This is a genomic window from Bacillus sp. FJAT-27916 (assembly GCF_001183965.1).
In the GTDB taxonomy this organism is placed as follows: domain Bacteria; phylum Bacillota; class Bacilli; order Bacillales; family Pradoshiaceae; genus Pradoshia.
On sequence record NZ_LFZV01000001.1, the window covers coordinates 219,376 to 244,247 of the forward strand.

Consider the following 24,872-nt stretch of genomic DNA (forward strand, 5'->3'; position numbering starts at 1 on the left):
AAGGAGTAGTGAGTATAGGAAAAGTGACGTATAAAGGGGTAACAATTCATGATAAAAGGAGAATGAAAGTGGGTCTTAAGATATATAAGAAAAAATTCAAGTCATAAAGTTATACCATATGATTATATGATATAATGTGAAAAAATTGATACTTTTTGTTGTATTTCCTATTTGCTACAAAATTAAGGGTGATAAGGCCTTTTTTTTATGTGATTATTTAATAAAAGGTCTATAGAAGCTGTATCTCAATAGATGCAGCTTACCGGTTAGTGATAAGGAATATATAAATTGAAGTGGGGGAGTCATGTGACGAAATTAAGTGTCATTGTGCCAATTTATAATGTGGAAAGTTATTTGGAGGAATGCCTTGATTCTCTTGCCAACCAAAGTCTGAATGGTATAGAGGTAATTATGGTTAATGATGGATCCACTGATTCCAGCGGGGAAATCATGCACGAATATGCTAGGAGATATTCAAATTTCTATGCATATGATAAAGAAAATGGAGGACTAGGGCAGGCGAGGAATTTCGGTGTCCCATTTGCATCTGGAGAGTATATAGCGTTTGTCGATTCAGACGATTACTTACCTGAAGATGCTTATAAAAAGTTGTATAACACGATCAAAGAAACAGGCTCAGACATAGCAATCGGAAATGTTATTCGTTATAATTCGACAAAAGAATTTCCATCTGTACTACATAAAAGAGTGTTTAAGGATACAGTGCTAAAGGCTCATATTAGTCGAAATCCAGAGTTAATATATGATACTACTGCTTGGAATAAGGTTTTCAAAACCTCATTTTGGAAGGAAAATAACTTTCAATTTCCTGAAGGTATGTTATATGAAGATTTGCCTGTGACTATTCCAGCACATTTCAAAGCGAAGTCTGTCGATATTATAAGTGATGTTGTTTACCATTGGCGTGCCAGAGATGTTGGTGACCAATCTATTACTCAGCAAAGGACGAATTTAGTTAATTTAACTGATAGATTGAAAGCCATTCGAATGGTGGATGAACATTTCCAAAAAAACAATATAGATGAATCATTAAAAATTGATAAAGATTTCAAGAATCTTGAGATCGATCTTTTAGTTTATTTAAACCAATTAGATTCAGCAGATGATGAGTATATAGATGTTTATCTTAAAGAGGTATCGAGTTACTTAAAAGGTGTCAGCAGATTAGCCTTGAAAAAATTGAATGCAATTGATCGATTGAAATATTATTTTGTTGAAAAGCAAGACAAAGAAAAGTTATTAGAAATCCTTAACTTCCAGAAATATCATCTCCGATATAAGAAGGTCATAAAAGAAGGAACAAATTATTACGGAGACTACCCATACAAGGAAATCGTACCTAAAGATCTCCTTTTATTAAATGATGAATTATTAGTTAAGAAGAAGATTGAGTCAGTCCAATGGCAAGGAAGCGTATTAAACATAAAAGGGTACGCGTATATCAAAGATATCGATATTAAAAAGGCAAAGGATATACAATTGAAGGCCTTTTTCGTTAATGAAACGACGGGTGAAGAGGTAGAGATTCGTCATATTAAACAACAGCGAAGACCTGATATCACTTTCAGATTTGGCGTTGATATCGCCTCGAAATTACCTTTAAAGCGTTTGTATAATTATAAGTGGTCTGGCTGGGAGTTGAAGGTTGACCTGGCTCAAGAAGAAATCATCAATATGGGCGTAGGGAAATTCAAGATAGTCCTAGATATGACGGCGAACGGCATTAATAGGAGATTCACTATTGGGGAACCGGTAAGCGGCCGTGTATCAAAGCCAAAGTTCCGTATTTTTAAGAAAGATATTTTCTTTGTTAAATATAATGCAGCTTGGGACTTGATCATTTCAAAAGAAGATTTAATTACTAGAATGGACAAGGTGGAAGTAAGTGATGGAAAGCTTATCGTTCATGGGGAAACAAAGCTTCCGCTAGAAGGTAGTCTCATTTGTTTAAGGAACTATGATATTAGAAAAGACATCAAAGGGTCTATTAAAGGTATAGAAAAAACGAGTGAAGGCACTACGAAATTTTTGGCCAATATACCTATCTCAGATTTGAAAAAAGCTTCGAGTCGCGGGAACTGGTTTGGACATATATACTATAATAATGAATTTACTCCACTTACTACCGATATCAATCTACTTGGGAAAAAGATAAGCTTTGGATCTAATGAAATGAACATTTCGCATAGTCCAGCAGCCAATTTACAGCTTATGGTCACGCAACATACAGTAAATGTCAAGAAATTAGAGCTTAATGAAGAAATGTTGAAGTTAGATTTGAAGGTATCTACAGGCTATATTTCAAAAGAAAAGAAACAAACAATTAGTGTTCTCATGGTTAACAATAAGTTACGCAGAGAAGTATACTTTGATACATATGTTTCAAAGGAACAGCATGATGAAGTCATTGTTTCTTGCGAAGTCAAGGTGGATGAAGCATTCCAAAACTTGGATATGGGTATTTGGAGTATTTATTTATCTGTCTTGGATAATCGAGGAAAAGTCCTTCAGAAAGACATAATTTATTATGATATAGAAAATATAGACAATCAAAAAAGATTGTATAAAGAGACGAATTTCAAATTCTACAGAAAGAAAAAAGATAATAGTTTATCACTCAAGGTTGAGAAAGAGTGGGGTTGGATTGAGAGAGGCCCTCGTAGGCAAGAGGTAATCAGAAAAGTGGTGTACCCTCTTATGAGGATGTTTATGCCACTTAAAAGAAAAACAGTCGTTTTTGAAAGCTATTGGGGAAAATCCTTTGATTGTAATCCAAGAGCACTCTACGAATATATTGATGAAAACCTTAAAAACTACGAAACAGTTTGGTTCTTTAAAGATGAAAACACGGCTATAACAGGTGGAGGAAAGAAAGTTAGAATTAATTCATTCAGTTATTATTATTATTTGGCAAGGGCGAAATACTTTGTCAACAATGTCAATTTCCCTGACTTCTATAAAAAGAGAAAGAACACCGTTGAATTGCAGACAATGCATGGAACTCCACTTAAAACTTTGGGGTTAGATGTACCTGGAGAGGTTGATATTGAACCAAAAAGAAGTATGTTTCTAGCGAAATGCGGCAGATGGGACTATTTGACAGTTCCGAGTGTGTATGTAGAGGACATATCTAAGAGAGCGTTTAATTTTGACAAAAAAGTTATGAGATATGGTTATCCGAGAAATGATAAATTATTTACGGGTAATAATGAGACAAATATTCTGGAGTTAAAGAGTAAGTTGAATATTCCTCTCGACAAAAAGGTGATTTTTTATGCGCCAACATGGAGAATAAAGAATTGGTTTAAAGTTGAGATGGATCTCGAGAAGATGTACAGGGAACTAAAAGACGAATATGTGGTTTTATTTAAATTTCACCATTTTGTTGCTAAGTCTGTAACATTACCGAAATATCCGGGATTTGTTTATAATTTTTCAAATTATGATGATATCCGTGATTTATATTTAGTCTCTGATATTCTTGTCACAGATTATTCTTCCGTTATGTTTGATTTTGCTATTTTGAACAAGCCTCAAATCTTATTTACTTATGACTTAGAGAAATATAGAGATAATTTAAGAGGAATGTACTTGGATATTCTTGAAGAGGCACCAGGACCTATTACAAGAGATACAGATGAGTTAATAGATGCTATAAAAACAGTGGATAACAGCTCCCATGTTAAGAAAATGAATAAGTTCCGTCAGAAATACTGTCAGTTTGATAATGGAAATGCTTCGAAGATGATTGCAGAGGAATTATTGGGACTATCAAAAGTTAATAAGGTTGTTAAATATAAAAAGAGAAATACAGATACCACTATCACCAAAGATATTAAGAAAGTTAGCGTATAAAATAAATTAAGGTGGATAAATAGTATGAAGACAGTCTATAGCCTAATAAACAGTATTGATATTAATAGGGGCGGATTAACAAGAGTTATGCTTGAAAGAGCCTCTTATTTAGCGGACAGGGGTTATGATGCTAAATTATTAACGATTGATTACTCAGAAAGATATGATGAAATCGAACAAACACTCCATGCAACTAATCGGTTATCTAGGAAAGTGCAAATACTCAATGTATATGAGTATTATAAGAAGCTGAATAGTAGAGGACCTGTTACAGAGAAGCAGTTGGAAAAATATGACCTAGAATCCCAATTATTTGAGCCAGGTTTCTTTATTGAGGATAATATGGAAGGTAAGCACGAAGCTAGATATTTTACTAAGGAAGGCCTCTATGTAAAATATAAAAAATGGACAAAAGATGGGAAATTAGAGTTCATTGATTATTTTGATGAAACACGAGCGAAATTCAAGCGGGAGTTATATCAATCTAGCGGGTACAAGAAGAAAGTAATCTATTTTGATAAGAGTACCACTATTCCGAAACAAGAGTTATTGTACACGGAAGATGGTTTCTGCTACTTGAACATCCAGATAAATACAGAAACAAAAAAACCGAACTTAATATTTCTTTTTGATAGAGAAACAAATAAGGTAACTTCATTCGGGACATCAAATCCATTACTTCTTTTCCATGCTCATTGGCTCAATGAAATATGTGAGGCTCATGAGCAAAAACCGTATCTTATTAATGACGGCATATTCCTGACTCATACTATATTAAAGGTAAAGAAAGAAGCAGCATTCAAAATATGTACTATACATATCAATCATTTTGATGCTCCTTTCGTATATGGCTCCCCATTGAGAAAGAGTCACGTACATTTATTGAATAATATTGAACATATAGATGCATTAGTATTGTTAACCGATACGCAGAAGAACCAGATTGAGAAACAATTCGGGGACTATAATAATGCACATGTGATTCCGAATGCTACTAGGACAGCTGATATAGAGGTTTATAATGGAGAAAAAGATCCTAACTTAATCTCAATCGTTGGAAGATATCACCCACAAAAAATTATGGATGATGCTATAAAAGCATTTAAAATTGTCACTAAGCAATTTCCGGATGCTAAATTACAGCTCTTTGGCAGTGGTCCAGATGAGGGCGACTTGCGTAAACTAGTACGGGATTTAGAATTAGATAACAATGTAAGTATTAACGGTTATACTACAGAGTTAAGTGAAATCTATGGCAAATCGCTGTTTACCGTTTTCACATCAATATATGAAGGCTTTGGCCTTGTTTTATTGGAATCCATGTTCCAAAAAACACCAGTTATTAGTTATGATGTTTCTTATGGACCTGGAGATATTATTGACCATCAAAAAGATGGAATACTTGTGTACGAGAATTCAGTTGATCAATTAGCTAAAGAAATGATATCCATGTTGTCGAATCCTCAATTAGCTATAGATATGGGTGAGAAAGCACATCAAAAAGTGATGGAAAAATTCACTTATGAACAGACAATTAATAAGTGGGTTGATTTAATAGAGAGCTTCGAATTGCAGACAGTTAATGCTCAATAATAATCATAATAGAGGAACTCTCAGATAAGTTCCTCTATATAAAACAGGTGAAAACTGAAACGTTTTTCACCTGTTTTTATGGATTATTTCGTCAACTAGATGTTTTATCGGAATCGAAGAAAGGACAATCTATCAGTCGATGGTAATTAATTGACAGATAGATTGTCCTTTTGTTTAGTTGGAGATTTGTAAATGCTTCTTCAGTTTGTCCTGCAGCCCGGATTTGTATTCATCTGATACAACATAATAATAAATCCCGTCAATCTTCGTTCCGCTGCCTTCCACTTGAATCTGTTCAAGAGATTTCGCGGCTTGCTTATAATTTTTCTGGATCGTCACCATTTGTGAGAATGTGATGTCTGTCTTCACATTTTTTCCTAATGCATCAAATATATCATCGAAATTGGTTAAGGTAGAAAGGCTTGCCCCTTCATTGATTACTGCTTGAATGATTTGACGCTGGCGTTTCTGGCGGCCAAAGTCCCCTTGAGGATCTTGCTTCCTCATGCGGGAATAAGCGAGTGCTTCTTTCCCGTTCAACTCAATTGTTCCTTTGGCGAAGTGGAAGCCATCGTAGGAAAAGTCGAGGTCATTGACAACGGTCACCCCGCCGACTGCATTAACGATGTCTTCAAATCCATCCATATTGACTTTCACATAGTAATCAATAGGGATATCAAGGAAGTTCTCTACTGTGTCAATGGCCATTTCTGCGCCGCCGAAGGCATAGGCATGGTTGATTTTATCGGTTGTCCCACGGCCGATGATGTCTGTTCGTGTATCACGCGGGATACTGACCATCTTGATAGATTCCAAGATTGGATTGACAGTCAAGACAATCATCGTGTCAGAGCGTCCGACGTCCCCCTTGCGTTCGTCGACTCCAAGCAATAGTACAGAGAACGGTGATTGTTCCTTCAAGCTTAATTGCTCAGTCCGTTTGCTCGAGCCATCGCGGTTGGTTTCTTCCTGCATATTATTAACTGCATCGCTTAAGGAGCTATAAACCATAAATGCATAGGTGCCAATGCCAATCAATAAGACAGCTAAAGTAATAAGAAGCACCTTTACCCATGTTTTTTTCTTTTTTCTTTTCTTTTCTGCTCTCATATTGCAACCCCTGATTTTCTGAATTTTATTTCATATATCTATTATATATGAAAGATCTTGTAGAGAGAATATATGATTTTTTGTAGGAAATATTATCTAAATCTGTTGGACAATGTCAGAGAACTTCAAGATACGTAGAAAAAACATATAATGAATTATTATCTGACATTTGATAAAATATTTAATTGTGGTGATATATGTCTGGTTTTGTTTTTCCTGAAAATGTTCAAGAATAGTGAAAACGGTTCATTGCCATAATTTCTTTGTTGAGGATGTATAAGATTATGAAGGAAAGCTTTCACATTATCCGTGAACAATGGCGTTCAATACCGCTGATTACTCGTTTAGCTGTATATGATATGAAATCACAATACCAAATTCATTATTTGGGTATTCTCTGGCAGTGGCTGAACCCGCTGATCCAGGTTTTTGCTTATTGGTTTGTATTCGGAATGGGGTTAAGGCAAGGAGCGGCAATTGAAGGAGGATACCCATTCATTATTTGGATGCTTGCAGGAATTATCCCATGGTTCTTTATAAGCCCAACCTTATTGCAGGGGGCAAGCAGTATTTACAAACGGATCAACCTCGTGGCGAAGATGAATTTCCCTGTCAGTGCATTGCCGACAGTCGCCATCGTCACAAATCTATTTACCTATTTCATTATGATTATCATCTATGTCATCATTCTCTTGTTAAATGGATACTACCCAACTCTTTATTGGCTCCAGTATTTCTACTACTTGCTCTGCATGGTGGCGTTCTTGTTCTCAATCAGCTTGTTTAATTCCACCATCAGTATCATCGTCCGGGATTATCAGCAAATGCTTCAGGCGGTGACAAGATTATTATTCTTCCTGACGCCGATCTTCTGGAGTATGGACCATATAGAAGGAGCGGTTGGGACCATCATCAAGCTGAATCCATTCTATTATATTATTGATGGTTTCCGAAATACCTTTCTATATGAGACATGGTTCTTCAATGATGTAAAGTATGGACTGTATTTCTGGCTGCTGACCTTATTGCTGTTGATGGTTGGTTCCATCATGCATATGAAATTTAGAGATCGCTTTGTTGATTTTCTATAACCGATAGGAGAGTACGATGAGTAGTAAGGTATCTTTTAAGAATGTATCGAAGAAGTATTATTTAACGAAAACGAAGATAGATAAATTAAAGAGCATGATTTCCTCTCGATTTGATAAGGATGGATTCTATGCAGTCCGTAATGTTTCCTTTGATGTAAAAGAAGGAGAGACAATTGGCTTAGTCGGCATCAATGGTTCCGGTAAGTCGACATTATCGAATATGCTCGCGAAGATTATTCCCCCGACAAAGGGGAGCCTTGTGATGAATGGACAGCCGTCATTGATTGCGATTGCCGCTGGCTTGAATAATGCGTTAACAGGGAAAGACAATATTTATTTGAAATGCCTGATGATGGGGCTTTCTTCAAAGGAAATTGACGAGCTGTATGATTCCATTGTTGAATTTGCGGATATTGGGGATTTCATTGATCAGCCAGTCAAGAGCTATTCGAGCGGGATGAAATCAAGGCTGGGCTTTGCTATTTCTGTCCATATCGAGCCGGATATTCTCATTATTGATGAGGCCTTATCTGTCGGTGACCAAACCTTCTATCAAAAGTGTGTCAATAAGATTACCGATTTCAAAAAGCAAGGGAAGACGATCTTCTTTGTCAGTCACTCTATTGGACAAATTGAGAAGATTTGCGACCGCGTCATTTGGATGCATTACGGTGAATTACGCATGTTTGATGAAACAAAGGTCGTTGTGAAGGAATATAAGGAATTCGTTCATTGGTATAATGGTTTATCAAAGAAGGAAAAAGATGAATACAATGCCAAGAATAAAGAGAGTCGGAAGCATCCAATCGGCCATTCTCATTCAGGTATCCTGGAGAATGAGCTGACAACTCGAAGGACGAAGAAGAGAGAGAAGAAAAGTAATCCATTCATCCCTGTATTCGTTATCTTCTTTCTCTTTATGGGCATAACGGCAACGATGTTCAGCGAAAAACCGCTTCGTACCATTGCCTCGTTTGGACTGATTGGTGCGAATACAGCGGCACCTGCTGAATCTATTGCGGAGGAGAAAACAGAGAAGGTTTCCGAGAAAGGATATATTATCGCTGATGAGGCGGATGTATATGCAGAGGAAGGGATGACGGAGCGGGTAGGAAGCCTTCCATTTGGTACGAGCATCCTCGTCACTCAAATGGGCGATAAACAGGTTTATATAGAGGCGGCAGGCATCTCCGGACATGTGAGTAAGGAGGATATCAAGCTGCAGGCAGAACCAATGGAACCCGCAGCTGTATCCATGGATGAATTGAGCGGATATCTTTCTTCAAATGCGGCGGTCTCCTATGAATACTTGCTCTCCTTTATTGATTCTGATAAGGCGACTTTGCTTCGTGTAATGAATGGAATCGAGGAAGTAGAGGAGCAAGGCATAAAGAAACTGTATTTGGCTCATGAGAATGTCTATTATGTACTGGATGATGAAGAGAAGGTAGAGGAAATTATTTTCCACGATTTCAATCCAATTACGAGTGGAGAACTCTCGCTGGCAGATCATCAACTCATTGAAGCGAAGGACCAATCGCGCTTCCTCTTCCAGACGGAAAAAGCTTTAATAACGATTCATAATGATGCGGGTCAATTGTCCTATTCGTCTTTATAAAGAAAAATGGCACCCTTTGTCAAATGAGGGTGCCATTTTCATGATATTTTCCGAAAAATGACTATCCTTTTAGCGTATAAAGGATTATAATAAATAGAAAATTCAAACAACTAACAATTTTGTACCAATATGTGCTAAAATAGGAAGTACTTCAACATTTCAGGAGGACTATTGAAATATGTCTAAATACACAGGAAAGAAGGATCATGATAAACAAAGAGAATTTGCCAACCTCGTCAAGTCGGTTTATGAAAGCAGTACAAGATCAGACAATCGAACCGTTTCTGAGCTGGTAGAGGAGATTAAGTCAGAGTTAATTAAGATTATTAAATAATTATAAGGTAGAAAGATTTTTATCTTTAATTATTTTAGAATAATAATTTGATATAATAGAATTTATCAAAATTTAATACATAAAGGAGAATCTATGTTGAAAAAAGTAAGAAAAGCGATTATTCCTGCGGCAGGATTAGGGACAAGATTTCTGCCAGCGACGAAATCTGTTCCGAAAGAGATGCTCCCGATTATTGATAAGCCAACCATTGAATATATCATTGAGGAAGCTGTTGCAGCGGGTATAGAAGATATTATCATTATCACTGGTAAAGGGAAGCGCGCCATTGAGGATCATTTCGACCGTGCCCTCGAACTGGAGCATAATCTCCTTGAAAAAGGAAAACTTGATATTCTTGAGAAGGTTCAATATTCCTCAGAGCTGGCAAATATCCATTATGTCAGACAAAAAGAAGCCCGCGGGCTTGGTCATGCGGTATGGTGTGCACGTAATTTCATAGGGGATGAGCCGTTTGCGGTTCTTCTTGGGGATGATATCGTGCAAAGTGAGGTCCCTTGCATCAAACAATTGATTGACCAGTATGAACAGACTGGTTCCTCCGTTATCGGCGTACAGCAAGTACCTGAGAATGAAACGCATCGCTATGGAATTGTCGATCCTAAGCCGCATGTAGGACGATTATCTCCAGTAGCCAATTTCATTGAGAAGCCAGAGCCGGGCACAGCACCATCTAATTTGGCTATTATGGGAAGGTATCTCCTCACACCTGAGATCTTTGATATCTTGGAGAACCAAGAAACAGGTGCCGGCGGAGAAATCCAGTTGACTGATGCCATTCAGACATTAAACCAATCCCAGGATGTATATGCATATGACTTTGAAGGCCAGCGTCATGATGTCGGAGAGAAGATTGGCTTCGTCAAAACGACTATTGAGTTTGCGCTTCAGCATGATGATCTTCGTGATGAAGTCCTTACATTCATGGAAGAGATGCTGCAAAATAATTTGGTCGCAGAGAAATAAAACCTGTCATTATATCATTTATATACCATCTGAAGAGATGGCTGCCCTAATGTCCGAGTGGACTTTACGGCAGCCTTTTTTCATACATGGACGATGAACTAGGTAAACGGGATCAAAAAGTGTATAATCTTATCAAATGAAAGGCTTTGCGTATAATCAGGTGGCTCCATCGGGCGGCCTACATTATACTTAAGGTAGCTTAGGTAAATAAGGGAGTGTGGATAATGGGTGGAAAACTAAAGATTATGACCGTGTTTGGTACAAGACCAGAGGCCATTAAAATGGCTCCGCTAGTGAAGGAGCTGGAGAAATACCCTGAATACATAGAACCGTATGTCACCGTGACTGCTCAGCACCGCCAAATGCTTGACCAGGTGCTAAATATATTTGAAATTAAACCTGACTACGACCTGAATATCATGAAGGATAAACAAACCTTAACAGGAATCACGACAAGGGTGCTGGAAGGCTTGAATGAAGTGTTTAGGGAAGTAAAGCCGGACCTTGTGCTTGTTCATGGGGATACGACAACGACCTTTGCCGCAAGCCTTGCTGCCTTCTATCAATCCATTTCCGTCGGGCATGTGGAAGCGGGACTTAGAACATATGACAAGTACTCCCCCTATCCGGAGGAAATGAATCGACAGCTGACTAGCGTTCTTGCTGACTATCATTTTGCTCCGACTAATCAGGCAAAGCAGAACCTGCTCAAGGAGAATAGACAAGAGAATGCGATTTATGTGACAGGCAATACAGCCATTGATGCTCTTGCAACAACCGTGCGAGAAGACTATCAGCATCCGGTATTGGAGAAGCTTGGAGAAGACCGCCTAGTACTGATGACCGCCCACCGTCGAGAGAACCAGGGGGAGCCGATGCGCCATATGTTCAATTCAATCAATCGATTGATTGAAAAGCATCCGGACATCCAAGTAGTCTATCCTGTCCATATGAACCCGGTTGTCAGAGAGCTGGCAGATGAGATTCTTGGCGATAATGACCGCGTTCATCTGATTGAGCCGCTTGATGTCATCGACTTCCATAACTTTGCCTCCAAGGCCTATTTAATTATGAGCGATTCAGGCGGTGTCCAAGAAGAAGCGCCGTCCCTCGGTGTGCCGGTGCTCGTACTGAGAAATACAACCGAACGGCCGGAAGGAATAGAGGCAGGCACGCTGAAATTGGCGGGGACAGATGAGGAGACCATCTTCTCCATGGCAGACGAATTGCTCTCAAATAAAGCGGAGCATGATAAGATGGCGAAAGCCTCCAATCCATATGGAGACGGACAGGCGGCAAGAAGGATTGTCCGGTCGATTCTCTATGCGAATGGGTTGGAAGTCGATCGACCTGAAGATTTTAAATAAGATTCAAGAGAAGATGCTCCCCGTGTGGTAAGGGAGGCATCTTTTTTTCTCATCTAAATGAAAGCATCTGCAGTCAACTCACTCTTATTTGAGTGAAAGACTGCAGATGCTGTATGGATTATTTGCTTACTGCAAGAAGATCATTCTTGATTTGTGTGGTTGAAATGCCTTCTGTGCGCGGCAGATAAACGACTTCACAGTGGTCCTTTAAGAAATCGAATTTCCCTTCCCAGTCATCACCCATGACAAATACATCAATCTGATGATCCTGCACATCCTGTACCTTTTGCTCCCATGTATGCTCTGGAATAACTTCATCGACATAGCGGATGGCTTCGAGAATCATTTTTCGGTTCTCAAAGCTATGGTAGGATTTCTTGTTCTTCAGCTTATTGAACTCATCAGAAGAGATGGCTACAACGAGATAATCTCCCATTTCCTTTGCTCTTCGCAGTAAATGGATATGACCCCAATGCAGCAAATCAAATGTGCCGTAAGTGATTACTTTCTTCATTACGATTAAATGCCTCCATTCTAGTTGTCTACAACTCCTATTCAGAGCTATAACAATAGTTAAAACTAATATAATATTCTAATTTAATATATACCCTATCATACGTAATTGGGATGAGGTCTGTCTAGAGAAAATCTAAAGGAAAATGGAGTGCGATTAGTCCATCCTTGCCAAAAGAAAAAAGAGCCAGATAAACTGACTCTTTTCAGGTAAATGAATTAATCAAATACGGTCTCAACCACTTTTTTTGCCGCGTCCCCATTCTCCCAGCTGCAGAATCGTTCGTAGAAGGCATCATAGTTAGGGTGAATCTCATGAGGATTAAGCTCTTTAATCGTTTGGATGACCTCATCTGACGTTTTCAATAGTGGTCCTGGTGCGCTGTCTTCGAGATTGAAGTAGAAGCCGCGTAATTGATCGCGGTATGTGTCTATATCATAGGTGAAGAAGATAATCGGGCGTCTCAGATTTGCATAATCAAAGAAGACGGAAGAATAATCGGTAATGAGAATGTCTGAAATCAGGTAGAGCTCGCTAATATCCCCATACAAGGAGAAGTCATAGGCGAACCCTTCATAAGCGGATAGGTCGAAGTTCTCCGACACGAGATAATGCATCCTCAGAAGAATGATATATTCATCCCCGAGCGCTTTTCTCATCTTATCTAAATCCAGTTTAATCTTGAATTTATATTTGCCTTTTCCGTAAAATTCATTATCGCGCCAAGTAGGAGCATATAAAATGACCTTCTTATCCTGGGGCAGCTGCAGCTTTTCCTTGATCTGCTCTGCGCGTTCCTCCATATTCGGGGCATGAAGCAGGTCATTGCGCGGATAACCGGATTCAATCAACTCCTTATTGAATTGGAAAGCTCTTCGGAAAATGGCGGAAGAGTATTCATTTGGGGAGATGAGATAATCCCAATTGCTTGCTTCTCTGGTGAAATTCCGTTTATACCCCTCTGTTGTCGTATTGGGCATATGAACCTCATCCATATCATTAGCCAGCTTCTTTAATGGTGTTCCATGCCATGTTTGCACATAGATTGTGTGCTTTGGTTTAGGAATCCAAAGCGGCATCCGGCTGTTAACCACCCAATACTTTGCTTTCGCCAATGTGAATAGCCAGCCGAGCGATAGACGTTTCACGTAAGGGATGTTTTGGCGGTCAAATGATTCGGTATAGTTTTTGTCGACACTCCAAACTAGTTCGTATTCCGGTTTATTTGCTGCCATGTATTCATAGATGGCACGAGGGTTACAGCTATATTGTTTCCCAAGATAGCTCTCAAATACGACTAAATTCTTCTTGGGCGGCCTTTTGCTAATTAGGATAAATAAAGCTTTGTATGCCCTTTGTACGAGACCTCCATTTTTTAGAGCCCGGATGGCTTTGGCAATGATGTTCGGCTTATCGTTCGTGCTCATGTCATACTCCTTAATTACATAGTTAGTGTATTCTAATACTGAATTTTATCACATTTTGCCTAGTAATGGTTGAATGTATACATTTGTTCTATGCATATCCTCATTGAAGCGGGTGATGATAATCTAGATACAAAAAAACATCCGGTTAAAACCGGATGCTGGTTATTTATTCGTAGCAGTAAACAAATCTTCCTTGATCTTCGTAGTTGAAATGCCGATTGTGCGTGGAAGATAAACAACTTCACAATATTCTTTAAGGAAATCAAATTTCCCTTCCCAGTCATCACCCATAACAAAAATGTCGATATCATGGTCAATAACATCTTGAACCTTCTGTTCCCAAGTATTCTCAGGAATGACCTCATCCACATAGCGGATGGCTTCAAGGATCATTTTTCGGTTTTCGAAGCTATGGTAGGACTTCTTATTCTTTAATTTATTGAATTCGTCAGATGATATGGCAACAACTAGGTAGTCGCCCATTTCTTTCGCGCGTTTCAGCAAGTTGATATGGCCCCAGTGCAATAAATCGAAGGTGCCGTATGTGATTACTTTCTTCATTATGGGTCTCCTCCTATGTCATTTATATAAATGGCATTTATATTCTAAAGGCTGTGAGACGATTGATGTTTTCATGAACGTTATCCAATGGATGTACGTAACATATTTACTATCTTACGAAATATATACCCGTTTTGTCTAGGAATAATTAAATGGAAAAGAAGAAAAGCGCTCGAAATAAGCGCTTTTTTGTCAAAAAATTTATTAATACAAGCGTTTAAATGCGGAAAAATGTTTCTTGTAATAGGAATTATCTAAGCTGACAATCCTCACACCGCTGTTATCTGCATTGATGAACTGATTATTCCCGATATAAATACCTAAGTGGGAGATTCCCTTCTTATATGTATTTTCAAAGAATACGAGGTCACCAGGCTTGGGTGTATTCACATAATAGGATCGATCATAATAGCCCTGGGCAGAATGACGGCCCATCTTATAACCAGCTTTATTGTATACATAATAGATGAAACCGCTGCAGTCGAATCCATTGATCGTTGTTCCGCCGAATACATACTTAATGCCAATTAGCTTCTTGCTTTCGGTTATGAGCTTGTTGACAAAGGCGCTTGAGCCGCTCGATACCTCCTCTTTCGCAGGAGTGCTTGGTTTTGTAGACGGATTGGATGTCGTGCCAGCAGAGAGCTTGAGCTTCTGTCCGACATAGATCCTGTCTGATTTCAGGTTATTCAAGGATTTAATGGAGGAGACGCTCATTCCATATGCCTTCCCGATGCCGCTCAGTGTATCACCGCTCTTCACGGTGTAGGTTGCTGTGCTGCCGCTTTTCGGCGGAGTGCTTTGCTTTGGCGGGTTATTCTTCACGGGCGTGCTTGTTGATTGTCCGGATACCTTCAATACTTGTCTAGGATAGATCATTGTGTTCTTTAAATTATTCCAGGCAATAAGATTATTGACAGTGACCTTATGCTTGGAGGCAATCTTGGAGAGACTGTCCCCGGCAACGACCGTATAGGTCTTAGCTGAACTGGATGAGCCTGAGCCGGTGTGGGCCTGCTTGTCCGGTTTAACTGCTGCCTTATTGTCAAGACGAAGAACTTGGTTCGGATAGATGAGATCAGACTTTAGATTATTTAATTTCTTCAATGCTGCAACAGTGGTTCCGCTCTTATTAGCTATGGCTGATAGTGTATCGCCTTTTTTGATTGTGTAGGTTAGGGAATCAGCGGAAGCGGAACCGGCGTATGAAGTTGCCATAACGGCAACGGCAGCAAATGCGACTGCTTGTTTCTTCATTTCTACGACTTCGCTCCTTTCGGGAATTGTCTCCTATATTATAGTAACACAGGTAAAATATTGATAAAACATATTTCTACAGTAATGCGTAAAAAGTATCATGTTATTACTCTAATAGAATGGTAAAATAAAGGAAAATAGGTATTATATTGGAGATGAAGCTACTTGAAAAGACTTATTTCCCTTATCGTGGCGCTGATTTTCTTGTTCGTGAGTCCAATGGCACATCTGTCATCAGCAGAATCTGTCGAAAGGTCTGTCAATGAGACTTCAGGCAGGGTTATCGTAAAGATGCAGAGCTTCCAAGGGATTACTCGCCTGCTGAAGGCTGGTGCGACCGTCCTAGCTGAGAAGGAGAAACTCGTCTCTCTTAAAAAACCAGTCAATCAATCGATGTCTGCCTTTTTGAAAGAATTAGAGAAACGTCCGGGTGTTCTTTATGCAGAGCCTGATTACAAGCTGACCCGCAGTGTGATCCCGAATGATGTGAAATATCGTGAACAATGGCATCATCAGACCATTCAGAGTGAGAGAGCCTGGGATGTCACGATGGGCAGCAATCAAACGATTGTCGCTGTCATTGATGACGGAATGGATATGAAGCATCCTGACCTCAAAAATAATATCGTCAAACCATATAATGTTTTAACGAAAAATGCCAAAATTCCTGTCGGAGAGCATGGAACCCATGTCGGCGGAATCATTGCGGCAAGTGCCAATAATCGCATTGGAGGGTCTGGTGTAGCGCCAGGTGTCAAGGTCATGCCGATTAATGTCTTCGAGGATGACGCGGCCTATATATCAGAAATCATTCAAGGAATCGAATATGCCGTCAAAAACGGGGCAGATATCCTGAATATGAGCTTAGGGATGGAGTTCTATTCCAGAGCTCTTAATGAGGCAGTCCAAGCCGCTCACAAAAAGGGAACGGTCATCATAGCCGCAGCGGGCAATACAGGCAGCTATTTGATTAATTACCCTGCTGGCTACCAGAATGTCATCTCTGTCGGAGCAACGACCCAATATGACGTGATGGCTCGTTACTCCAATTACGGCAAAACCGTCGATATACTAGCACCCGGTACGGATGTACTGTCGACTCTTCCAAACGGAAAATACGGGGCCTATTCCGGTACCTCAATGGCCTCACCGGTCGTAGCCGGCGTCGCTGCGCTCATTTGGTCAAAGGAGCCGAAGCTGACGAATGCTCAAGTCGAATATCGGCTTTTACAAACTGCCGCAAAGCTGAAGAACCCACGGACCGGAAAGCTGTATGAATACCCGCGGGTCGATGCAGCTAAGGCACTGAAGTATCACCTGCTTGCCTCACCGAAGGTAACGGATATCACGGACAAGCATTCAAAGGTGAGTCTGAGCTATTCAAGCGCATTCCGCGGGACCATTTCTGTCACCGCTAATGGCAAAACGGTGAAGAAAGCCGTTAACCATGGCACTGCCTTTAAAACGGCAATCGAGATAGGGAAACAAGCTGCAGGAAGAAAAATCACCATCAAGCTCATCGATCGTGAAGGAAATGAAAGCTGGCCGGTGACGAAAACCGTCAAGGATGTGACAGCACCGAATGCGCCGAAGGTCCAAGCTGTGGCTGATAATAGCACCGCCATTTCCGGAACGGCTGAAGCCGCCTCGCTCATCACCGTAAAAAAAGGCAAGACAACGGTTGTGAGCGGCAAGGCGGATAAAGCGGGCAAGTTCACCCTAAAGCTGAAATCAAAGCAAAAGGCCGGTACTGCCTTAACGGTCACAGCGGCTGACCAAGCAAAGAATGTCAGTAAGGAAGCGAAAGTCGTCGTAAAGGATAAGACTCCCCCTGCATTAGCGCAAATCAGCAAAATTACGGCGTCCACGACAAAGGTAACCGGCAAGACGGAAGCAAGGGCAAAGGTCATCTTGAAGGTTGGAGGCAAGTCTATAGCCAAAACGGTTAAAGCCGGCAAGGATGGCAAGTTCTCTGTGAAGATCAGTAAACAAAAAGCCGGCACAACCATTCACCTATACTTAACAGATGAGGCGGGCAACCAAAGCAAAGCAATTAAGCGAAAAGTTCTAAAAAAATAGAATAGTAATATTTGTAAATATGACCTATAATTATGTAATAGAATGTCATTATTCAGGGGGATATGTAATGAAACAGAAATGGTTGTTGCTAGTTGTGGGATTGATGCTGTTTACGTACTTGAAGCCGGCAGTTGGATTTGCCGTAACAGACGAAGCTGCACTGAAGGCATTTGTTCAGGAAGAGGGCTTCACAAGTGTAGAAGAGTTTGAGGACTTTTATGAATATTATTTTCTTGAAGAGCTTTCTGACGTCAAGACTGTGGATGAACTGAAAGAAATTCTTGGAGCGAGGATTACGAATAAGAATGTCGAAGAGCTGATTGTTTCCTATGGATATGGGAGCAAGCAGGAGCTGATCGATGAATTGATTGAGTATGGCGACATGGAAGAGGGCAGTACATTAGAAGAGACCTTCATTTATATCAATGCGCTTGATATGCATCTCGATTATTACCAATCTCCAGATCTGACGCCAATCACAGATGAGAATTTGCAGGCGCTTCTCGATGATTACGAAATCACGCGCGAAGAGCTGAATGCCATCTTGGATGAGATGGGTGAAAGCTTAGTAAACTTTACGTATATTGAAGATTTGGATTTATTCTTAATGGATTATTTTTATGATGATGAAGAATTTATGGAGGATTTGCTTAGCGAAATCGCCGGCGACTTCGCAGAAATTGGTCTTACTGAAGAAGAATTAGAGAGACTGTTTGAGCATTTCATGCGTATAGCGGAGGAAGACGAGACGATTCTTGACCGTCTGTTCGCTCTTGAGGACCGCGTCAATCAATTGCCTGACTTCGAGAGTTCTGATGACCTGACAGAAGCGCAAATGAATGAAATCGTGTCTGTTTTTAACGAAATCTTGAATATCTTCCAGTTGAATGCGAAGTACTATCTTGTCAAAGGGGATTCTAAGCAGCCAATCACCTTAAACGAGCTGATGCACCTCGAAACGACTAATGACGCGGACCTGCTTATCGAGCTGTATAATCTTCAAGGTGAATTCCTTGCAGACCTGCTCTTCACAGCAGAGCTCTTCGGTTCTGACGTCATTAAAGGAGAGGTCGGCAAGGTAATCAAACCAATCACCGAAGTGAAAGAAGAAAAGAAAAATCCGGTCAAGAAGCCAGTTAAAACGGTAAAACCAGTAAAGAAGGTAACGAAAACGGAAAACGGCGGTAAATTGCCTAATACAGCCGGCAACTACACAGAAGGCATTCTGCTTGGCGCTGCCATCGCTGGTCTTGGAGCAGGCATGCTTGTCTATCGTAAAAGGAAGTCCGCTTAAATGAGCAAAGCCAGATTAACCCTAGTGTTGTCCATCTTGCTCATCCTCACGGGACTTGGTCTGGTCGTCAAAAATAGCATACCCTTCTTTGTACAGGCTGATGTGCCTGAGGTGAAAGTAAAGGAAGAAAAGCCTGAGCCAAAAGAGGCACCGAAAGAAGCCGAACAAGAAGAACTGTACAGTGAATATCCGGGCATGGGAGAGACGTTCGGTGAATTGATTATCCCGAAGATCTCTGCCAGCCTGCCGATTGTCGAGGGAACGGATGAGGACGAGCTTGAGAGGGGCGTCGGCCATTATGCAAACAGCGTCCTTCCAGGGGAGAAGGATAACTCGGTTCTCTCAGGACACCGTGATACCGTCTTTCGCCGGCTTGGCGAGGTCGGGGTCGGTGATAAGCTCGTGGTGAAAACCACGGCGGGGAAATTTACGTATAAGGTAAGGCAAGTGCGGATTGTCGATGCGGATGACCGCACCGTCATCGTACCAAAGCCGCGCGCTACCTTGACCGTCACTACCTGCTATCCCTTTGACTATATTGGGGATGCACCGGACCGGTACATTCTGGTAGCTACATTAATAGATGAATAAGAGAAAGAGCCACTTAATCATGATGTTTAAGTGGCTTTTCTTATAGGCATGGGAATAACAAGTTATTCTGAAGTAAAAAAAAAATTTACGGGGCGTGCGAAAAGGGGTAGAATGGATACTGATACTAAGGAATCAAACAAAAACCTTTTTACTATAGAATAAAGGAGAACAATATGCAAAACAGGCAGGCAGAACGCATTAAAAGGCGTAAAAAGATAAGAAGACGTCGAATCGTAGCATTTATTGTATTACCTATCTTAACGCTCATCTTAGCCGTTGGTGGATACGCCGCATACCTATACTATACAGCATCAGATGTTTTAAAGGATTCCTATGATGGTTCAACCGTCAGCGAGCGCGCTGTAAACCCGGCAGATGACAATGTATCCGTTCTATTCATGGGTGTCGATGACAGTGATGTTCGTAACAGCGGAAAGGGCTCCCGTACTGACGCATTATTGCTTGCCACATTTAATGATGATGACAAGACCGTCAAATTGTTAAGTATCCCGCGTGACTCCTATGTATATATCCCTGACAAGGGTACGTACTCGAAGATTACCCATGCCCACGCATACGGCGGAGTGGAATACACTATTAACACTGTCGAGAACCTTCTCCAAGTCCCAGTAGACTATTATGTCAAAATGAATTTCAATGCATTTGTTGATGTTGTTGATGCCCTTGGCGGAATCACAGTGGATGTTCCCTATACATTCTCTGAGCAAAACTCCAAAGACAAAGCAGGTGCCATCACCATCGAAGAAGGCACACAAACACTTGACGGAGAAGAAGCACTCGCCTTCGCCCGTACAAGAAAGAAAGACAGTGATATCGAACGCGGAAAACGCCAGCAACAGCTCATTCAAGCTATTGTAGAAAAAGCTTCATCCGCTTCATCCATCACGAAATATGCCAATGTCATCCAAGGCATCGGCAAAAATATGAAAACAAACATGACCTTCGCTGAAATGAAAGGCTTCACGAACTACGTCATGGCAAGTGATCTAAGCATCGAATCACTCAATCTCAAGGGCTCAGATTCCTACATCAACAACGTATACTACTACCAGCTTGATGAAGCCAACCTAGCCTCTACGATTGAAGAGCTGCAAGTCCACATGGACGTAAACAAAACAGCTGATTCCAGCACAGATACTTCTACAACAGACGAATACGCTGGCAGCAGCGAGATTGAATAAAATAGATGAAGGACAGGCAGGGAGCTGAGGCTCTCTGCCTGTTTTTTTATGGGGAATCTGTAACTTTGTTTTCCTCGGAGTAAGCGTGCAAATCAAAATGGCGTAATGGAAGAGGTTTTTGAAAGATTTTTATGAAAAAAACCGGATTTCTTCCCAAAAAGACCGTCAGCTTGTCTGTTTTGATCATTTGAGGGCAGAGTAGTCTTCCTTTTGGCTGTGAGAAGGCCTGAATTCCAGGTTTAAGGGCGAAATCCAAGCCGTATGGCGGCGTTTATTCAGAAGTAAGGGCGAATTGGCATGTCATAGAAAGCCCTGGTTAGGAAATTGCCCCTTCCCAGAGTAAGCATCCAAATCAAAACGGCGTAATAGAAGAGGTTAAAGAAGATAATCAGCTGAAAAAATCTAGATTTCTTCCCAAAAAGACCGTCAGCTTGTCTGTTTTGACCATTTGAGGGCAGAGTAGTCTTCCTTTTGCTGTGAGAAAGCCTGGAATCCAGGTTTAAGGGCGAAACTCCCAAGCCAAAGATAGCCCTGATTAGAAATCTGATTTGACACTCCTCAAAACAAGCTCCTCATTAATCAACCACCCATACATAATTCACCCCGCGCCGACACATCCTAAACCAAAACCATTCCCTATCCGAGCATTTCAAAACCTAGCTTTGAATCCCCGTTCAAAACGGGGTTCCGAATTCTTCGGAACCCCACAAAAAAGCTGCCGTCCCAACAGGGAGGCAGCTATCTAATCTTATTTATGGACGATTTCTTACATGTACTAATAATTTGTGAAGCGGGCGATAGTCTTCGCCGAGCAATCCGATACGTTCGACCAGGATCTCAAGGGCAATCAGAAGTACGGCAATCAGGAAGATTGCGCCCCATAGGGTTGCCATGGAGAAGATGAACGCTGCTACGCCGAATGATGCGGCCATCGCGTAGATCAAGAGGACCGTTTTGCGATGAGAGTAGCCTAGGCGTAATAAGCAGTGATGCAAATGTGATTTATCTGGTGCAGACAGGGGCTTTTTGTGAAGGACCCTGCGCACAATTGCGTAGAATGTATCTGAGATTGGTACACCGAGAATGACGATTGGGATAATCAAGGAAATCACGGTAACGTTTTTGAATCCGAGCAGGGATAATACGGCAATCATGAATCCAAGGAACATGGCGCCTGTATCTCCCATGAAGATCTTCGCTGGGAAGAAGTTAAATCTTAGGAAGCCTAATGTGCTGCCAGCCAAGACTAAGGCAATCAAGGCAACGAACATATCGCCGATCTTGAAAACGGCCATGCCGGCAATGGTCAACAAAGCAATGGTTGAAACGCCAGCTGCTAACCCGTCAAGCCCATCGATTAAATTGATTGCATTGGTAATCCCGACAATCCAAATCACGGTTAGCGGAATAGCTAAGTAACCGAAATAGATCGGGTCGCCGAAAGGTGTGTTAATGAAGTTCACCTGGATATTACCGCCGACTACAATAATCAGTGCCGCAACAATCTGCCCCAAGAATTTGACCTTCGCGCTTAATTCGAATTTATCATCAAAGATTCCTAGAATGATGATAAGTGTCGCGCCAACAATGATGGACGTGTATGTCCGGGAGCTGGACAGCCCCGGCATAAAGATGGACACCGTGATGATGAAGCTCAAGAAAATAGCTAGTCCGCCCATGCTTGGCATTATCTTGGAATGTACTTTGCGTTTATTAGGTGAATCAGTTGCACCGATTTTATGCGCCAATTTAATAACATATGGGGTGAAGAGTATAGTCATTACGACGGCAACTAGAAAAGCTGCGATTAGATACAATATATCCACCCTCTTTTGATGTCTGGATTATACTTACCCAAGACAAGTATTTATGAAACATAACAGTGTTGTGATAACCTGCACATCTCAATCTCAACTATAAATTATATACTCTTTGACTAAAATAGACTACTAAAAAATAAAATCCTCATTTATTTTTAACAAATACTACCAAAATACGAAGCTTGCTATCTCGTTTCATGATGAATCTTGCAAATGGTATTTGGTTAATATTAACACGTTCTGTCGAAACAGAAAAGATGACTTTTCTGCAAACCAGATTAGGGTATGCGAAAAAGTCATCAATCATTCAAGATTTCGTGATTTTCTGCTTAATCACTCTAAGCAGGAAGACAGGCAGTACAATCATCCGCTTCCAGCGGCTTGGCTGCTGGATAAGACGGTAGAGCCATTCAATGTTCAGCTTAATCCACATATCAGGTGCACGGTTCAGCTTTCCGGCGAGCACGTCAAAGCTGCCGCCGATGCCGATAAATACACCTTTTCTGAATTTCGCCCGATACTTCATGATCCACTTTTCTTGGCGCGGGAATCCCATTCCAAGTAGGATAATATCTGGCTCGAGTGCTGCAATTCCTTCAGCCATCTCTTCATCCTCGAGATCGAAGAAGCCATTATGGAAGCCAACAAGTTCAACAGAAGGATACATCTCCTTCACTTTCTTGGCTGCCTTCTGGATGACCTCCTCTTCAGCCCCCAGCATATAGACACGTAAAGGCCGCTTTGTCTCCATTTTGAAAAATTCATGCATCATATCAAAGCCGGTCACCCGTTCCTTGAGCGGCTTGTTCATTATTTTAGAAGCAATGATAATGCCGACACCATCTGGGACGATATAGTCGGCTTGTAAAATCATGCTGCGGTAATCTTCATGGACTCGGGCATATTCCACAATCTCCGGATTGGCCGTCACGATAAAGGTTTGCTTCTCCTCATCAATACGGGACTTCAGTTCATGATGGACAAAATCCATCATGGTCGTGGAGTAAAAAGGGATGCCCTGTATATCTATTACATTCTTCTGCATATAAATCTCCTTCGAAATAGAACTCCTTTATCCATTTTACTTGATTGACTTGTAAAAGCAAAAGGGATTGTCAGCGAGGAAGGGAATAGGTGGTGGTTTTCTTCATGCCAGATGAAGGCAAGTGCGCAAGTAGGCGCTTAGCCGTATAGCGGGACTCCAGTCCGAGAAAGCGGTGGAGCTCGCCATTTGTAATAGCAGGGGAGATGAGGAGGAAGTAGTCCTCAATTGCTTGGAGATGTGCTTCCTTTGAGGCTGTGCCGCAATGTCGGCAGGACCAGGCGCCATGGATACGGGCCATTGGGGAGGACGAGCAGCTTGGGCAGATGACGCCTGGCTGGATGTCTGCCTTTGTGATGTTGTATCGCTTTGTAACATCTATATTTGCGGGCACCCATTTTTTGAGTATCGTTTTTTGAAGCTTTCTTCTGTTCTTTGTGCTTAAGACCTCTTGTTTATACTGGTTTTCGAAGATACGAATCTTATCAGGGAGGCGGTTGGCATGGCAGAGCTTTTGGGTGCTTAGACTGGAGTTGGCTTTAATGATTGTGGTTGGATTGGCCATGACAATTAAGGTTTCAATCGGGATGAGCGGAAGCTTTTCTTTGTTGAGCCAGTCTTGGAGCCGTTTTTGCTGCTGGCTGACTTGAGAGAATGGGTCTGGGAAGCCTTTCTCGCGTCCGTCCTGGGAGACACGGATGAGCTGATTAAACTTTTGATCGAAATGAAGGGTGCCGGATATGTTCTTGACTTCAATGATGAGGGCGAAATGATTGGTGAGGATGAGGGTGTCCATTTGGAAGGGATAGTTGCTTGAGGTGAGTCGAATGTCATGGAAGATACCGAATGACTCCTGGTCTAGCTCCTGCAAATAGTAATCAAGTGATTGCTCTCCGCGAAGACCGGCCTTATCTTTAGCTAAATTGGATTTTATTATTTCGTACGATGGATGATGCAGCGGCAGCCGCCGTGCCAATGCTTCGAGCGTTTGGATCGCAAGCGGGATACCGCGTTCTTTCATAATCACGGGCAGACCTCCTTTGGCTATTTCCAGTATAATGTGAATTTATTATATTTTTAACATTTTTAACATAAAAAATATTATATACTTT

The 24,872-nt window shown here is 41.1% G+C and carries 18 protein-coding genes and 1 pseudogene; 11 read left to right on the forward strand and 8 right to left on the reverse strand.

The genetic code is table 11. The annotated features are described in order from the left end of the window. Window positions 1-306: 306 nt before the first annotated feature. Complete coding sequence (locus tag AC622_RS01055; protein ID WP_049669384.1) at window positions 307-3,876, forward strand: bifunctional glycosyltransferase/CDP-glycerol:glycerophosphate glycerophosphotransferase; 3,570 nt, start codon at window positions 307-309, stop codon at window positions 3,874-3,876. Between the two features lie 24 nt (window positions 3,877-3,900). Next, entirely contained in the window at window positions 3,901-5,469 is a 1,569-nt protein-coding gene (locus AC622_RS01060) for a glycosyltransferase (protein ID WP_049669385.1), read from the forward strand. 174 nt (window positions 5,470-5,643) lie between these two features. On the opposite strand, the gene tagU is transcribed toward AC622_RS01060, so the two are convergent. Continuing rightward, the gene (gene tagU, locus AC622_RS01065; RefSeq protein ID WP_049669386.1) at window positions 5,644-6,579 is read right to left on the reverse strand and encodes a polyisoprenyl-teichoic acid--peptidoglycan teichoic acid transferase TagU; all 936 of its coding nucleotides are present in this window, start codon (window positions 6,577-6,579) and stop codon (window positions 5,644-5,646) included. A gap of 284 nt (window positions 6,580-6,863) precedes the next feature. Between tagU and AC622_RS01070 the strand changes: the two genes are divergently transcribed. From AC622_RS01070 to wecB, 5 genes are all read left to right on the forward strand, one after another. Further along, a complete protein-coding gene (locus AC622_RS01070) occupies window positions 6,864-7,670 on the forward strand; it encodes an ABC transporter permease (RefSeq protein ID WP_049669387.1) in 807 nt (268 codons plus the stop codon). A gap of 16 nt (window positions 7,671-7,686) precedes the next feature. Continuing rightward, complete coding sequence (locus tag AC622_RS01075) at window positions 7,687-9,288, forward strand: ABC transporter ATP-binding protein (RefSeq protein ID WP_049669388.1); 1,602 nt, start codon at window positions 7,687-7,689, stop codon at window positions 9,286-9,288. Window positions 9,289-9,466: 178 nt separating this feature from the next. Then, complete coding sequence (locus AC622_RS20900) at window positions 9,467-9,622, forward strand: hypothetical protein (RefSeq protein ID WP_156185527.1); 156 nt, start codon at window positions 9,467-9,469, stop codon at window positions 9,620-9,622. Window positions 9,623-9,718: 96 nt separating this feature from the next. Beyond that, on the forward strand, window positions 9,719-10,606 hold the full coding sequence (galU, locus tag AC622_RS01080) for a UTP--glucose-1-phosphate uridylyltransferase GalU (protein ID WP_049672714.1): 888 nt from the start codon (window positions 9,719-9,721) through the stop codon (window positions 10,604-10,606). Between the two features lie 224 nt (window positions 10,607-10,830). Continuing rightward, a complete protein-coding gene (gene wecB / locus AC622_RS01085) occupies window positions 10,831-11,973 on the forward strand; it encodes a non-hydrolyzing UDP-N-acetylglucosamine 2-epimerase (RefSeq protein WP_049669389.1) in 1,143 nt (380 codons plus the stop codon). A gap of 118 nt (window positions 11,974-12,091) precedes the next feature. Here wecB and tagD (AC622_RS01090) read toward each other — a convergent pair whose 3' ends face one another. The 4 genes and pseudogenes from tagD (AC622_RS01090) to AC622_RS01105 form a co-directional block, all read right to left on the reverse strand. Further along, window positions 12,092-12,487 (reverse strand): glycerol-3-phosphate cytidylyltransferase, encoded by a 396-nt coding sequence (tagD, locus tag AC622_RS01090; protein WP_049669390.1) that lies wholly within the window; start codon window positions 12,485-12,487, stop codon window positions 12,092-12,094. A 218-nt stretch (window positions 12,488-12,705) separates the two neighbouring features. After that, window positions 12,706-13,881, reverse strand: a pseudogene (locus AC622_RS01095) (CDP-glycerol glycerophosphotransferase family protein); the annotation flags it as partial. 195 nt (window positions 13,882-14,076) lie between these two features. Beyond that, window positions 14,077-14,475, reverse strand: coding sequence for a glycerol-3-phosphate cytidylyltransferase (gene tagD / locus AC622_RS01100; protein WP_049669391.1), 399 nt, complete (start codon window positions 14,473-14,475; stop codon window positions 14,077-14,079). A 204-nt stretch (window positions 14,476-14,679) separates the two neighbouring features. Beyond that, window positions 14,680-15,732 (reverse strand): C40 family peptidase, encoded by a 1,053-nt coding sequence (locus AC622_RS01105; RefSeq protein ID WP_049669392.1) that lies wholly within the window; start codon window positions 15,730-15,732, stop codon window positions 14,680-14,682. A 165-nt stretch (window positions 15,733-15,897) separates the two neighbouring features. On the opposite strand from AC622_RS01105, the gene AC622_RS01110 reads away from it, so the two are divergent. The 4 genes from AC622_RS01110 (at window position 15,898) to AC622_RS01125 (ending at window position 20,898) form a co-directional block, all read left to right on the forward strand. Then, complete coding sequence (locus AC622_RS01110) at window positions 15,898-17,811, forward strand: S8 family peptidase (RefSeq protein ID WP_049669393.1); 1,914 nt, start codon at window positions 15,898-15,900, stop codon at window positions 17,809-17,811. Window positions 17,812-17,878: 67 nt separating this feature from the next. After that, a complete protein-coding gene (locus AC622_RS01115) occupies window positions 17,879-19,105 on the forward strand; it encodes a processed acidic surface protein (protein ID WP_049669394.1) in 1,227 nt (408 codons plus the stop codon). Next, on the forward strand, window positions 19,106-19,696 hold the full coding sequence (locus AC622_RS01120; protein WP_049669395.1) for a class D sortase: 591 nt from the start codon (window positions 19,106-19,108) through the stop codon (window positions 19,694-19,696). It begins immediately after the preceding gene. Between the two features lie 173 nt (window positions 19,697-19,869). Continuing rightward, entirely contained in the window at window positions 19,870-20,898 is a 1,029-nt protein-coding gene (locus AC622_RS01125; RefSeq protein ID WP_049669396.1) for an LCP family protein, read from the forward strand. 752 nt (window positions 20,899-21,650) lie between these two features. Here AC622_RS01125 and AC622_RS01130 read toward each other — a convergent pair. The 3 genes from AC622_RS01130 to AC622_RS01140 all read right to left on the reverse strand — a co-directional run bounded on the left by AC622_RS01130 (window position 21,651) and on the right by AC622_RS01140 (window position 24,781). Then, window positions 21,651-22,718, reverse strand: a complete 1,068-nt coding sequence (locus AC622_RS01130) for an MraY family glycosyltransferase (protein WP_049672716.1) — start codon at window positions 22,716-22,718, stop codon at window positions 21,651-21,653. Window positions 22,719-23,025: 307 nt separating this feature from the next. Continuing rightward, complete coding sequence (locus AC622_RS01135) at window positions 23,026-23,763, reverse strand: WecB/TagA/CpsF family glycosyltransferase (protein WP_049669397.1); 738 nt, start codon at window positions 23,761-23,763, stop codon at window positions 23,026-23,028. Window positions 23,764-23,833: 70 nt separating this feature from the next. Then, window positions 23,834-24,781: a nuclease-related domain-containing protein gene (locus AC622_RS01140; protein WP_231589569.1), complete on the reverse strand. Its 948-nt coding sequence runs from the start codon at window positions 24,779-24,781 to the stop codon at window positions 23,834-23,836. Window positions 24,782-24,872: the final 91 nt, after the last annotated feature.